Raw genomic sequence first — 12,324 nt, 5'->3', positions numbered from 1 at the left:
CCCCGGTGGTGCCGAACATGTGGCTAGTGGAATACGTCGGCGTTAACCAGCCGGACCCCCGGGGGTCGGGGGCGCCGCCGCCGGCCGGGGCCGCGCCGCGCGGCCCGGGCCGGCGGTGCCCGACCGGCCGTCAGGGGCGGTACACCGCGCCCGGCTGCGGGGCCGCCGGGGCGAGCAGCTGAGAGACCGTCACCACGGTGTAGCCGCGGCGGTGGAGTTCGGCGAGGATGCCCGGCACGGCCGGGACGGTGCCCGGGTAGATGTCGTGCAGCAGGATGATGCCGTCGCGGCGGACCTGGTCGAGCACCCGCTGCCGGATCAGCGCCGAGTCGTTCGTGTCGTAGTCCTTGGCGGTGACGCTCCACAGCACCTGGGCGACGCCGAGTTCGGCGCAGATCCTCGACACGTCCTCGTCGGTGCGGCCCTGCGGCGGGCGCATCAGCACCGGGCGCTTGCCGGTGATGCGCTGCACCGCGTCCTGGGTGAGGGAGATCTCCTTGCGGGCCTCGTCAGGCGCGATGTCGGTGAGGATCCGGTGCGTCCAGGTGTGGTTGGCCGGCTCGTGCCCCTCCGCGACGATCCGCCGGACGGTGTCCGGGTGCTTCTCGACGTGGTTCTTGCCGAGCATGAAGAAGGTCGCGTGCGCGTTCTCCTGCTTGAGGACGTCGAGCAGCTTCGGCGTGTACTCGCTCGGGCCCGCGTCGAAGGTGAGCGCCACGCAGGTGGCCCTCCGGCAGTCGACGCCCGGCACGGCGGTGTCCTGGGAGACCGCCGAGGCCCGGTCGCGGGCCTCCTTCGGTGCGGTGGTGTCGAACGAGGCGCAGCCGCCCACGGCCAGGGCGGTCGTCACCGCCGTGAGCAGAGCCGGTACCGTGCGCCTGCGAAGCCTCTTCCCGGCCGTCGTCATGGAGCCCCTCCCCTCGGACCCGCCCCCGGTCGGAGACGTGTTCGAGTCAGACCCTAGACGTACTTACATACCGGGTATACGGAGGGTGTCGAGGGCGCGGATCAGGCCATCCAGAAGAAGACCGCGGTCATCCGCTTGTCCTCCAGGGTGCTGCCCCAGTAGCCGGTCGCGGTGTGGATGATGTTGGCGCTGTAGAGCAGCAGCCGGTTGAAGCGGTGCGGGACGCGGACGTCCTCGACGAAGGCGTTCGAGGGGACGAAGCGGGTGCCCAGGGCGTCGACCAGGTTGTTGTGCGGCGCGGCGACGATGTTGCCGCCGAGCGCGCCGTTCGGCATCTGCTGGCGGTAGAAGCTGGTGCCGCAGTCCTTGGGGGCCGAGGGGTTGAGGTAGAGCACGGCGGCGTAGCGGCAGACCAGCCGCGAGTCGGTGTGCGGGCGCGGCTCGCACTCGTCCCGGCCGACCACCTGGATGCAGTTGTGGTTGACGGTGGCGCCGCCCGGCCCGGTCTCCGGCCAGATCCGGCGGGCGCCGGTGGCCTGCATCACCAGGGCCTCGACGTGGGCGAGTTCGTCCGGCTCCAGACCGGGCATGGTGCGCAGGCCCGGCCATGTCTCCGGCTTGTGCGGGTACCCCTCGCTCCAGTCCTGGCGGGCCAGCGTGCGGGTCCGGACGGCCTCCGCGTCCGGCAGGACGTCGTCGAAGACCCAGTAGTCGCGGCCACGGGTCGGCTTGCGGTACGGCAGCACCGGGATCGCCGGCGTCCGGGGGAGGGGTGACATGGCCCCGACGGTAGCGACGGGCCCCGGCGCACCTCGCCCGTGATCAGGTCAATTGTGTGTCAAGCCGAGCCCAAGGCGGTGGCCTGCGGAGACGGCGTCAGAGCAGCCACCGCACGGCGGTGACGGCGCCCAGCACGGCGAGGCCGAGCAACAGCAGGCCGAGCAGGGCGAATCCGGCACAGAACAGGGTGCCGTCGTCCTGCTCCGCGGCGGGGCCGGCGGCCCCGCGGGCCTCCTCCCGCACGTCCCACCAGCGGGCCGGCCGCCCGAGCTGCGCGGAGGCGGCCTCGCGGACCTCCGCGAGCCGGGCCCGGGCGGTCGCGGTCGGTGCCCGGTGCTCCGGGCCGCGCCAGGCCAGGGCGGCCATCCGCCGCACCGGGTCGGCGTAGCGGGCCTCGAAGGCGGCCGTCTCGGCCGGGTCGCGCTCCTCGTCCAGGTACGCCCAGCGGCCGGCCTGGGCGGGTTCGCCGTACAGCCGGTAGACCTCGGCGAGCCGCCGCCGGGCCGTCAGGTCGGCCGGGCAGGAGCCGACCAGCCCGCGCAGGCGCTGGAGGGCGACGGGTGTCCGGCCGGCGCGGAGGTCGGCCTCGGCCCTGGCGAGGGTGGTCTCGACGGTCACCGGAGCATGCTCGCGGACGGTGCGGCACAGGTCAAAGGGGTTGTTCCGGCCGATCGCGACGGCCTGGACGACCCGCCCCCGCCCGGTGGGGGCGAGCGGGGGCGGGCGGTCCGGGCCAGGTCAGCGGGCGGCGAGGGCCTGGTGGCGCCAGTAGGTGAACCGCCGGAGCGGGTCGCCGTCGAGGCTCCACGGCCACGCCGTGACGGTCGGGCCGACGGCCGCGAAGACGCCGGCCGCCTCGCGGAGCCGGTTCGCCCGCACCAGGGCGTAGGCGAGCACGTTGAGGTCGGCGACGGCCGCGGCGTGGCGGAGGCCGCCCGGGCCGGTCCAGTACCGGGCCCGGTCCAGGGCGGCTTCCGCGTCCGCCCGGGCCCAGCGGCGTCGGGCGCCCAGTGCGGCCACCCCGCCGGCGTCCACACCGGCCCGGTACCGGCCCAGCAGCAGGGCCAGTTCGAGCCCCGCCACCGGCGAGCCGGCCGGGGCGGCGGCCCGGACGGCGTCGACGAACTCGAGCTCCTGCGCGTGCGACCCGCACTCCGCGGGGGAGAGGTAGCCGAGCATCTCCAGGTGTGCGGTGCGGTTCCACGGGTCACGCGCGCCGATCTCCCGGCAGACCGGGTGGACCTCCTCGGCCGGGCGGCGCAGCAGCCGCAGGACGCCCAGCAGGGCGAGCCAGGGCGCCGGGTCCTCCGGGCGGGCCCGGGCCGCGTCGTGGCAGCGCCGCACGAGTCCGTGGTGGTCGCCCGACCGGCCGCCCCGGCGGGCCTGTGCCAGAGCCACCCAGACGTCGAAGACCAGCGGGTCCGCGTCCCGGGGCCGCTGCCGCCGCCACACCTGCGCCAGTGCGGGGGAGGCCGCCGCGGAGAGCACCGACAGCCGCAGGGTGCGGCGGTCCCAGTCCGTCCCGGCGTCCCGGAGGACCTGTTCGACCAGCACCGCGGACAGTTCCAGCCGGCCGTGGACCTGAGGGGCGGTCACGTGGGCCAGCACCCGGCCGAGCTCGGCGTCGTCCAGTTCGGGTGCGAGGCGTGCGGCGGGGCCGCGTCGTCGTCCGATGATCGGCATGGCGGGGGTGACCGGGTCCTCTCGTCGGGATCTCGTCGGATGCCTGGTGCGGCACCGTCACGCGTCGGCCGCCGCGTGGACCCGCTGCCCGCCGACGAAGGTCTGCTGGACGCGGGCGTGGGCGATCTCCTCCACGGGCCGGGCGAAGATGTCGCGGTCCAGCACGGCGAGGTCGGCGAGCCGGCCCGGGGCGACGACGCCCGTGTCGTCCAGGTGGTTCACGTAGGCGCTGCCCGCGGTGTAGGCGGTCAGTGCCGCGTCCAGGGTGATCCGCTGCTCCGGCAGGAACACCGGCCGGTCGCTGCCCGGGTCCTGCCGGTTGACGGCGTTGTGGAGCGCCGCGAGCGGGTCCGGGCTGGACACCGGCCAGTCGCTGCCCGCGGCCAGCACGGCGCCGCTGCGCAGCAGGTCTCCGAACGGGTACTGGCGGGCGGCGCGTTCGGAGCCGAGGAACGGGATCGTCAGCTCGTCCATCTGGGGTTCGTGGGTGGCCCACAGGGCCTGGATGTTGGCGGTCGCGCCGAGTTCGCGGAAGCGCGGGACGTCGGCGCTGTCGACCACCTGGAGGTGGGCCAGGTGGTGGCGGTTGCCGCGGTGCCCGTTGGCGGCCACGGCGGCTTCCACGGCGTCCAGTGCCTCCCGGACGGCGCGGTCGCCGAGTGCGTGGAAGTGCACCTGGAAGCCCTCGCGGTCCAGCCGGGTGACGATCCGGGCGAGCTCCGCCGGGTCGACGAAGGAGATCCCGGAGTTGTCGGAGGCGCAGCCGCAGCCGGTGAGGTACGGGCCGAGCAGGGCGGCGGTGCCGTTCTCGGCGATCCCGTCCTGCATGATCTTGACGGTGTGCGCCCTGATCCGGCCCACGGTGAAGGTGTCGCGGCGCTCCAGCAGCCGGTCGAGCTGTTCGAGGCCGGACTCGCGGTCCCACCACAGGGCGCCGCGGACCCGTGCGGTCAGCAGTCCGTCCAGGGCGGCCCGCCGGTAGGCGGGGGCGGGGTCGGCCGTCGAGGCGTGCTCGCCGAGCAGGGCGTCCTGCCAGGCGGTGATGCCGTGCGCGTGCAGGACCTGCTGGGCCCGCAGCAGCCCGGCCACCTGCTCGTCGAGGGTGACCCGGGGGACGTGCCGGGCGACCAGCTCCATCGCGCCCTCCTGCAGCGTGCCGGAGGGTTCGCCGCCGGCGTCGCGCTCGATGCGGCCGTCGGCGGGGTCGGGGGTCCGGCCGGTCACGCCGGCGAGTTCCAGGGCGAGGGTGTTGACCCAGGCGCCGTGGTGGTCGCGGTTGACCAGGAAGACGGGCCGGTCCGGGACGGCCGTGTCGAGCAGGGTGCGGTCCGGCGTGCCGCCGGGGAAGGACTCCATCGACCAGCCGCCGCCGGTGATCCACGGCCGGTCGGGGTGGGCGTCGGCCCAGGCGCGGATCCGTTCGAGGAGGTCGGTCACGCCGGTGGCGCCGCCGAGGTCGCACTGTCCGAGTTCGATCCCGGCGCCGACGGGGTGGACGTGGGCGTCCTGGAACCCGGGGACGAGCAGGCGCCCGTGCAGGTCGACGACCTCCGTCCGGGGCCCGATCAGGTCGTGGACCTCGTCGTGCCCGACGGCGACGATCCGCTCGCCCCGGACGGCGACCGAGGTGGCGAACGGCCGGGCGGGGTCGACGGTGTGGACCGGGCCTCCGGTCAGGACGAGGTCGGCGGTGCGGTCGGACACGGGTGCTCCAGTGGGGGGTGGGGAGGGGGCCGGTGGGCGGGGCGGCCCACCGGCGCGGGCAACTGCGGGGCGGGTCAGGCCGCGTCGTCCATCGGCAGGGCGATGGCGTCGGCGTCGGTGCCGCGGCCGGTGGCGAAGTACGGGGAGCGGCGGTACCACTTGGCGACCGCCGCGGCGACCAGCCCGGTGACGACGAACAGGGAGGGGATCAGCAGCATGAACCAGCCGTTGTCGGGCCGGGCCTCGAAGTGGTCGCTCATGGTCGCGTACTGGAAGGCCAGGTAGGCGCCGAGGCCGAACAGCACCAGTGCGCTCACCGCGGGGACGATCACCGAGCGCAGCGCCTCCGCCGCCCCCTCGCGCAGCGCGCCGCGGAACCGCACCGCGCAGGCCGCCGCGGTGAGCCCGTAGTAGAAGGCCACGATCAGGCCGATCGAGTTGACGGCGGTGAGGATCATCGTGTTGATCCGCGGGATGCCCATGGCCAGCACGGCCACGCCGGCGGCCACCGCCATGATGATCACCGTGCCGACGGCGGGGGAGCCGTAGCGCGGGTGGACCTTCGTCCAGGCCCGTCCGAGGGTGCCGTCCCGGCCCATCGCCAGCGCGCCCCGCGCGGTGGGGATGACGCTCGACTGGAGCGAGGCGAAGGCCGAACACATCAGCGCCGCCAGCGGCAGCGAGGCCCAGGGCTCGGAGGAGAGCGAGGACCCGAGGAAGGTCAGCGCCTGCGGGCCCTGCTCGACCAGCGTCCCGGTGTCCATGACCCGCTGGAAGGAGACCGCCGCGAACACCAGCAGGCCGAGCATGGCGACCAGGGCGATCAGGCCGCCCCGGGACGCGTCCGAGGCGCTGCGGGTCTCCTCGTTGACGGTGAAGGCCGCGTCCCACCCCCAGAAGACGAACACCGCCAGCACCAGGCCCTGGGCCAGCGAGTGGAAGGAGTCGATCGCGAACGGGTTGAGCCAGCCGAAGGAGAACTCCTGGGTGCCGGAGACCACGGCCCAGCCGCAGAACAGCAGCAGGACGGCGTACTCGAAGGCCAGCAGCACCCACTGGAAGCGGGTCGCCGAGCGGACCCCGGTCACCGCGGTCACCGTCACGGCGACCAGGGCCACCAGGCCGACCACCGTGGTGACGGCGGTGGAGGTGGGGTCCAGGGCGATCCCGAAGAGCGAGTGCAGCCCGGCCTTGTCGGCGAACTGGAGGACCACCATGCCGGCCACGGCGCTGGTGTAGGCCATGAAGACCACGTTGGCGACCAGGATCACCCAGCCGGTCAGGAAGCCCAGCCAGGGGGTGAGGGCCCGGCCGACCCAGGTGTAGCCGTTGCCGCAGTTGGGCTCGGTGCGGTTGAGGCGCGAGTAGGACAGTGCGATGCCCAGGATCGGCAGGAACGCGACCAGGAGCAGTGCGGGGGTCTGGCGGCCCGCGTAGACGGCCAGGGCGCCCATGCCGATGCCGATGCTCGTGGTCGCCGCGGTGCTGGAGGCCGCGATGGCGATCCCGTCCCGTACGCCCAGCGTGCGGCGCATGGTGGCGGTCGACGGGGGTCTGTCCTCGACGGTGAGGTTCATGCCACTCCTAGGAGGTGGGGGCCGCGACGGGCGGCGGGCGATGAACGAACGGTGTGCGCCGATGAAACAACCCTGCCATACTTAAGTCAATAAGTTGTCGTAAGCCGCGCACCCCTCGCCGCCACCCTCGCCGCCACCTTGGAGACCACCGATGGCCACACCCGAGCGCATCCCGGTCGAACGCCGCCGTCGCCGGCCCACCCGCAGCGGATCCCTGCTGAGCGCCGAGGCGATCACCGAGGCCGCGCTCACCCTCATCGAGGCGCCGGGGGGCAACGCGCTCACCGTGCGCAGGCTCGGCGCGGCCCTCGGCTGCGACCCCAGCGCCGTCTACCGCTACTTCCCGGACACCGACGCCGTCCTCCTCGCGGTCGCCGACCGCCTCATCCAGGACTCGCTGGAGGGCTTCGCCCCCGGCGGCGGCTGGCGGGAGGAACTGCGCGACTTCGCGCAGCGCCTGCACCGGTCGATGCTGACCCACCCCCGGCTGGCGGCCGTCCGCGCCTCCCGCGTCACCACCGGCCCGGCCGAGGCGCGCGCCGTCGACCTCGGCATCGGCATCCTGCTCCGGGCCGGCTTCCCGCCCGACCGCGCGGTTCGCAACTACCGGCTGTTCGTGGACACCGTGCTCGCCCAGGCCGCCGTCGACGCGGCCGTGCTCGACCTGGACGAGGAGCGGCGCGAGCAGCAGGGCGCCGCCTGGACCACCCACCACGCCGGCCTGCCGGCCGAGGAGTACCCCAACCTGTACGCGGTCCGCGACCACCTGGCCCTGATGGCGGGCGCGCTGCTCCCCGAGATCCTGGAGATGGTGATCGACCGGTTCGCCGGGGAGCTGGAGGCCCGGGGCTGACCGCGCGGCCCGGTGGCCCCGGGTGGCCGGTTCCCCGGGGCCGGGTCAGCCGGCCGGCAGGAAGCCCTCCAGCAGCGGGGCGAGCAGGGTGGTGCGCCGCATCACGTCCATGTGGGTGGTGCGCGGCAGGACGGCGAGGCGGGCGTCCGGGATCAGCTCGTACATCTCGACCGCGTGGTCGAGGCGGACGAAGTCGTGGTCGCCGACGACCAGCAGGGTGGGGGCCCGAAGCGTGCGGAGCCGCTCGGCCGGCCAGCCCCCGAAGGCGGCCACCGCGTCGGAGACCTTGGTGTGGAAGGCGTCGAAGTGCTCCGGCTCGGGGGAGAGGGCGAGATGGGCGGCGCGCATCTCGGCGAAGTCCTCCGGGGTGGGCAACCGGGTGGAGCCGGAGGGGAGTCCGGAGGCGTGGATCTCCTCGTGGTAGCCGTCCGGGCGGTAGTTGACGGAGGCGAGCACGAGGTGGTCGACCCGCTCCGGGTGGTCCAGCGCGAGCTGCAGGGCGGCGTAGCCGCCGAGGCTGAAGCCGAGGACGTCGGTGCGTTCGACGCCGAGGCGGTCGAGCAGGGCGAGCACGTCCGCGGCCAGCAGGTCGATCCGGTACGGGCGATCGGTGTCGCGGGTATGCCCGTGCCCCTGGAGTTCCGGGGCGATCACCCGGCGGCCGCGGGTCAGCGCGGGCAGCAGCGTACCGAAGCACAGCTCGACGGTCAGCAGGCCGCCGTGCAGCACGACCAGCGGTCGGCCGGTCGTGCTGCCGTGCTCCTCGTAGTACAGGTCGAGCCCGTTGACGTGCGCGTAGCTGCCCGTGGTCACGCTGGTCTCCCGTCGGCGGCGGCCGGTCCGGTACCAGTCTGGCCCGTGCCGGCCCTCAGAGGGCATTTGATGTGAACGGATTGCCCTTTATGCCCTAGTAAGTCCCTCGCCAGGTTGGTGTGGTCTCGTCCGTTATGCGCTTGGTGAGATTGTCGATCGAGGCGATGTGGATCATGGCTTCGGAGCTGGCGGGCAGGGTCTCGTAGTCGCGGGCGAGCCGGCGGCGCAACATGAGCCAGCCCAGGCTTCGTTCGACCACCCAGCGTCTTTTCACGACGTGGAAGCCGCGGACGTCGGACTTTCGGTGAACGACCTCGACGTCGATTCCGAGGCCGGCTCCGTGCTCGATCGTGGCGTTCTTGAAGCCGGTGTCGACCCAGCTCTTGGAGATGCTCGGGTAGGTCTTCTTGGCCTGGTTGAGGAGGTGGATTCCCAGGGCGTTCTCGGACAGGCTCGCGGCGGTGACGGTGACGGCGAGGATCAGGCCGACGGTGTCGGTGAGGATGCCGCGCTTGCGGCCTACGATCTTCTTCGCGGCGTCCGTTCCCTGGCTGGTCAGGGGTGCGTTGGTGGAGGTCTTCACGCTCTGGGTGTCGATGACGGACGCGGTCGGTTCGGGGTTGCGCCCTTCCTTCACGCGGGCCAGGCCGGTCAGGTCGTAGTTGAGTTCTGCGAAGATTCCCTCGTCGCGCCAGGCCGCGTAGTAGGCGTAGACGGTGCCGTGGTTCGGGAAGTCGTGCGGGAGGTACTTCCAGGGGATTCCCGTGCGGTTGATGTAGAGGATCGCGTTGAAGACGTCGCGCAGGTCGACTTTCGGCGGCTTTCCGGTGGGCCTTCGGTCGAGCCGGGCTTTTCTCCAGGCCGTCAGTTTCGGCTCGATCAGGGCCCATCGCGCGTCGGACAGGTCGCTTGGGTACGGCTTCCGCTCGGTCATGACACAGCGTCAGCACGAATGGGGCGGAGGAGCCGGTTCCGCTGCCACTCGGGCGGTTCTATGACTTCTTCAAACCAGACGGACTTCGGGGGATGGAAGCGGGCGAGACGGACTCCGGCTTCCGCTGCCTGCGCGGGGGCATACTTCACCTCCGTTGCAGACTGGGGCAGATCACGACAGGGGCAAAAGACAAATAACGGATGATCACCATCAAAATTCCCACTGAGGTCATCCGACAACGCATGGGGACGGTGGGCCGGAACTCGGCGACTTCCGTGATCGACCGGACAACCCTTAGCGGCCCGTCGCGCGGAGCCCCCGCAAGGTTGCGACAACCTCTTCGCCGAAGTCCTCGCAGAGCGCGAGCAAGCGGCACCCGGCGGGCGAGTCGAGCAGCCCCGCGGCATCCGGGAGCGTCAGGACAGCTCCGCGGCAGGCGGACTCGACGGCGGAGTTGCGTGAGGCGAAGTAGCCCTCGGGCGCCCCGTCCGCCGAGCCGGCCAGGTACCGGCGGTGGGCCTCCTCGGAGGGGTGGGAATGGAACGAGCCCTCGACGAGGCCGTCGAGGTGGTTCGCCAGGCTCGCCGAGGCTTCGACCACTCGTTCCGATTCGTCCCGGCCAGGCCCGTCCAGCAACTCGCCGAAGGTCAGCAGGCTGCTGATGGTCTCCAACTGGAAGAGCCGGACCGTGTCCGGGTCGACCTCGGACGTGAAGAGCGGTGCGGTGCACAGTTGGGCGACTGCCCGCCGGTACGCGCGATCCGACCGTTCCCCGGCCGCTGATGCGGCCAGCGGGAACAACGACGCCAGCTCGGCCCGGTCGGCACCCCACTCCGCATCGAGCTCGAACGCGAGGAGCGGTGCACGCCACCGCCACAGCGCGAGGACTGCAGCCCGGCGCCGGTGAACCGGCCCCAAGTCCGCCGGCTGCTCGATCTGCGCCACGCCCGTGTACCGTCTCTTCCCGTCCACCGGTCCCCGCCCGGCCCCTTCACCTCGGGACACTGTAGAAGCCGCCGAAGGCCACACGATCGCAGGGACGCCGCCTCGTCCCCGGGCCACCCGGAATTGCCGCCTCAGGGGCCGTTGTCCGCGCCGGAGCGGGGGATCCAGCCGTGGTGGAAGCCGCGGGCCTCGTCGGCGGGCGGCGCGCCGGGCGCAGGCCTGGAGGTCCGCAACGCCATTGACGGCAGTCCCGGTCCTGGTGGCGAACGGGGCCTTGGCGGAGAGGGCACGGTCGCGGGTGCCACAGGCCCGGTCGGGGTCGTGGAAGGCTCGGCGCGTTCGGCCGGGGCCGGGGTGTCGGTGTGGCCTCCTAGCGTGTCCGCATGACCTTTCCCCCGGCCCTCCCCGCCCCACTTCACGCGCTGTTCCCTGCGGGAGTCGCCGACCGCCTCGCGCTCGCCTGCCCGCTCCCTGCGGGCCGTCTCCTCGGCTCGGACGAGGGCGACGACCGCACACCGGTCATGTGGATGAGCGAGGGGCCGGCGCCGGCCGGCCTGTGGGAGTCCCTCCATCGAGAGCGGCACGAATCCGGGCTCTGGCCGCTGCTCCTGGCACCCCTCGGAAATGAGTCGGACTTCCGCCCTTGGGGATCCCAGGAGCTGTATCCGGATCAGATGACCTCCATCGAGGCGCACGACGTCGACGCGCTGCTCCGCGACTGGTGGCAGGGTGTTGCCGAGTGCCGGTCGGACGACCCCGAGGAGGCCGCGGAGCGGCGGGCCGCCACTGCTCCGTTCGGCCCGGCGTGGCCCGGCCGGGCACCGTCGCCCACCCCGGCCTCGGACCCGGGCGTGCATGCGAGCCGTCTGGCCGCGCGTCTGCTGAGCGAACGTCCGACCCTCCGGATCGGGCTGGTCCCGGCCGCCTGCGGCGCGGAGGCGCTGGTGGCGTGCGGGTGGAGCGGTCCGATGAACCACGAGAACGACACCGCCACGATCGCCGCCGTACTGCACGGTTGGGAGCGGCGCTTCGGCGTCCGGGTGGTCGCGGCCGGCTTCGACACCCTCGATCTCGCCGTTGCCGCGCCGCCCACCGATCTCGACGGCGCGCTGCTGGTCGCGGCCGAGCATCTCGCGCTGTGCCCGGACAACATTCTGCAGGGCACCGGTTCGTTGGCCGAGTACGCGGAGCACCTGATCGCGGCGGACACCTGGACGCTCTGGTGGGACTGACCCGACCGGAGACGTGACCGCACCTCAGCACCCGCCCCTGTCACACCTGCGCTGCATCGGTCGGGCGAGCGTCGACAGCTCGGTCCGCCCCGATGCTGCCGACCCCGATCACCTCACCATCGTCGACCCGGCGCTCGGCAAGCCCTCCCGACCGCGGTCCTCGGGCTCCTGTCGGTTCGGGCCCCGGGCTCGCCTCGCCGCAGCTCGACGCGGAAAAGCCACGGTCCCGGCGTCCGTTCAGGCCGACAGTGCCTCGTCGTGGCCGTTTTTGTCCTCGGCGCAGGCTGCGGCCAGGCGGTCGAGGGAGATGTCCAGCGCCGCGGCGAGGGCGGCGACGGTGAAGAAGGCGGGGGTGGGTGCCCGGCCGGTCTCGATCTTGCGGAGGGTCTCGGCGGAGACGCCCGCCGCGGCGGCCACCTCCACCATGCTGCGGTCGCCGCGGGCCCGGCGCAGCAGTGCGCCGAACCGCTCGCCGCGCTCGCGCTCCCACGGGGTCAACGGAGTCCTCACCATGACCGTGATACTAATACCGGTATAAGTATTGGGTCCAACGAGGGTGGGAGTCACGCGCATGGTGGAGATCAAGTCGGACGCGGCGCTGGACGCGATGCGCGAGGCCGGCCGGGTGGTCGGCCTGGCGCTGGAGACCGTCCAGGCGGCCGCGCGTCCGGGCGTGTCGCTGCAGGAGCTCGACGAGGTGGCTCGCGGCGTCCTCGCCGAGGCCGGGGCCCGTTCCCCGTTCCTCGGGTACCGGCCCTCGTTCGCGCCGACGCCCTTCCCGGCGGTGATCTGCACCTCCGTCAACGACGATCGGCATCGCCCGGACCTTCCAGAACATCGTGCTCACCGCGGGCACCGTCGCCGACAACCTGATGCTCGGCCGGCACCGGCTCACC

Annotated in this window: 13 protein-coding genes; 3 read left to right on the top strand and 10 right to left on the bottom strand. The window is 73.0% G+C overall.

What is annotated here, in order from left to right; genetic code table 11:
* Nucleotides 1–130: 130 nt before the first annotated feature.
* The 6 genes from ABZ641_RS14515 to ABZ641_RS14490 all read right to left on the bottom strand — a co-directional run bounded on the left by ABZ641_RS14515 (nucleotide 131) and on the right by ABZ641_RS14490 (nucleotide 6,651).
* Complete coding sequence (locus ABZ641_RS14515; RefSeq protein ID WP_359981853.1) at nucleotides 131–907, bottom strand: polysaccharide deacetylase family protein; 777 nt, start codon at nucleotides 905–907, stop codon at nucleotides 131–133.
* Between the two features lie 101 nt (nucleotides 908–1,008).
* Nucleotides 1,009–1,686 carry a DUF6445 family protein gene (locus ABZ641_RS14510; RefSeq protein WP_344628100.1) on the bottom strand — a complete coding sequence of 226 codons (678 nt, stop codon included), beginning with the start codon at nucleotides 1,684–1,686 and terminating at the stop codon, nucleotides 1,009–1,011.
* Between the two features lie 97 nt (nucleotides 1,687–1,783).
* Nucleotides 1,784–2,305, bottom strand: a complete 522-nt coding sequence (locus tag ABZ641_RS14505) for a DUF6584 family protein (RefSeq protein WP_344628099.1) — start codon at nucleotides 2,303–2,305, stop codon at nucleotides 1,784–1,786.
* Nucleotides 2,306–2,425: 120 nt separating this feature from the next.
* Entirely contained in the window at nucleotides 2,426–3,370 is a 945-nt protein-coding gene (locus ABZ641_RS14500) for a hypothetical protein (protein WP_359981850.1), read from the bottom strand.
* Nucleotides 3,371–3,427: 57 nt separating this feature from the next.
* Nucleotides 3,428–5,074, bottom strand: coding sequence for an amidohydrolase (locus ABZ641_RS14495; protein WP_359981848.1), 1,647 nt, complete (start codon nucleotides 5,072–5,074; stop codon nucleotides 3,428–3,430).
* A 74-nt stretch (nucleotides 5,075–5,148) separates the two neighbouring features.
* The gene (locus ABZ641_RS14490; RefSeq protein ID WP_344623958.1) at nucleotides 5,149–6,651 is read right to left on the bottom strand and encodes an APC family permease; all 1,503 of its coding nucleotides are present in this window, start codon (nucleotides 6,649–6,651) and stop codon (nucleotides 5,149–5,151) included.
* A gap of 151 nt (nucleotides 6,652–6,802) precedes the next feature.
* Between ABZ641_RS14490 and ABZ641_RS14485 the strand changes: the two genes are divergently transcribed.
* Nucleotides 6,803–7,504, top strand: a complete 702-nt coding sequence (locus ABZ641_RS14485; RefSeq protein WP_344623957.1) for a TetR/AcrR family transcriptional regulator — start codon at nucleotides 6,803–6,805, stop codon at nucleotides 7,502–7,504.
* A 45-nt stretch (nucleotides 7,505–7,549) separates the two neighbouring features.
* On the opposite strand, the gene ABZ641_RS14480 is transcribed toward ABZ641_RS14485, so the two are convergent.
* The 3 genes from ABZ641_RS14480 to ABZ641_RS14470 form a co-directional block, all read right to left on the bottom strand.
* Nucleotides 7,550–8,317, bottom strand: coding sequence for an alpha/beta hydrolase (locus tag ABZ641_RS14480; RefSeq protein WP_359981843.1), 768 nt, complete (start codon nucleotides 8,315–8,317; stop codon nucleotides 7,550–7,552).
* Between the two features lie 94 nt (nucleotides 8,318–8,411).
* Nucleotides 8,412–9,251: an IS5 family transposase gene (locus tag ABZ641_RS14475; RefSeq protein WP_359981840.1), complete on the bottom strand. Its 840-nt coding sequence runs from the start codon at nucleotides 9,249–9,251 to the stop codon at nucleotides 8,412–8,414.
* 294 nt (nucleotides 9,252–9,545) lie between these two features.
* Nucleotides 9,546–10,196, bottom strand: coding sequence for a hypothetical protein (locus ABZ641_RS14470; RefSeq protein WP_359981838.1), 651 nt, complete (start codon nucleotides 10,194–10,196; stop codon nucleotides 9,546–9,548).
* A 674-nt stretch (nucleotides 10,197–10,870) separates the two neighbouring features.
* Between ABZ641_RS14470 and ABZ641_RS14465 the strand changes: the two genes are divergently transcribed.
* Nucleotides 10,871–11,428 carry a DUF4253 domain-containing protein gene (locus ABZ641_RS14465; protein ID WP_359981835.1) on the top strand — a complete coding sequence of 186 codons (558 nt, stop codon included), beginning with the start codon at nucleotides 10,871–10,873 and terminating at the stop codon, nucleotides 11,426–11,428.
* A 237-nt stretch (nucleotides 11,429–11,665) separates the two neighbouring features.
* Here ABZ641_RS14465 and ABZ641_RS14460 read toward each other — a convergent pair whose 3' ends face one another.
* Nucleotides 11,666–11,941, bottom strand: a complete 276-nt coding sequence (locus ABZ641_RS14460) for a helix-turn-helix transcriptional regulator (RefSeq protein ID WP_359981832.1) — start codon at nucleotides 11,939–11,941, stop codon at nucleotides 11,666–11,668.
* A 58-nt stretch (nucleotides 11,942–11,999) separates the two neighbouring features.
* Between ABZ641_RS14460 and ABZ641_RS14455 the strand changes: the two genes are divergently transcribed.
* Nucleotides 12,000–12,324, top strand: a 325-nt coding sequence (locus tag ABZ641_RS14455; protein ID WP_359981829.1) for a M24 family metallopeptidase, incomplete at its 3' end; no start/stop codon positions are given.

Source organism: Kitasatospora sp. NPDC007106, assembly GCF_040634455.1.
Taxonomy (GTDB): domain Bacteria; phylum Actinomycetota; class Actinomycetes; order Streptomycetales; family Streptomycetaceae; genus Kitasatospora; species Kitasatospora arboriphila.
Note: the sequence above shows the minus strand (reverse complement) of the source record. Positions and strands in the feature narration are given on the sequence as shown.

Excerpts from the sequence above, each read along its gene's own strand:
- ABZ641_RS14515 (WP_359981853.1), bottom strand. The coding sequence starts at position 907 with ATGACGACGGCCGGGAAGAGGCTTCGCAGGCGCACGGTACCGGCTCTG.
- ABZ641_RS14465 (WP_359981835.1), top strand. The coding sequence starts at position 10,871 with ATGACCTCCATCGAGGCGCACGACGTCGACGCGCTGCTCCGCGACTGG.
- ABZ641_RS14510 (WP_344628100.1), bottom strand. The coding sequence starts at position 1,686 with ATGTCACCCCTCCCCCGGACGCCGGCGATCCCGGTGCTGCCGTACCGC.
- ABZ641_RS14490 (WP_344623958.1), bottom strand. The coding sequence starts at position 6,651 with ATGAACCTCACCGTCGAGGACAGACCCCCGTCGACCGCCACCATGCGC.
- ABZ641_RS14500 (WP_359981850.1), bottom strand. The coding sequence starts at position 3,370 with ATGCCGATCATCGGACGACGACGCGGCCCCGCCGCACGCCTCGCACCC.
- ABZ641_RS14460 (WP_359981832.1), bottom strand. The coding sequence starts at position 11,941 with ATGGTGAGGACTCCGTTGACCCCGTGGGAGCGCGAGCGCGGCGAGCGG.
- ABZ641_RS14475 (WP_359981840.1), bottom strand. The coding sequence starts at position 9,251 with ATGACCGAGCGGAAGCCGTACCCAAGCGACCTGTCCGACGCGCGATGG.
- ABZ641_RS14485 (WP_344623957.1), top strand. The coding sequence starts at position 6,803 with ATGGCCACACCCGAGCGCATCCCGGTCGAACGCCGCCGTCGCCGGCCC.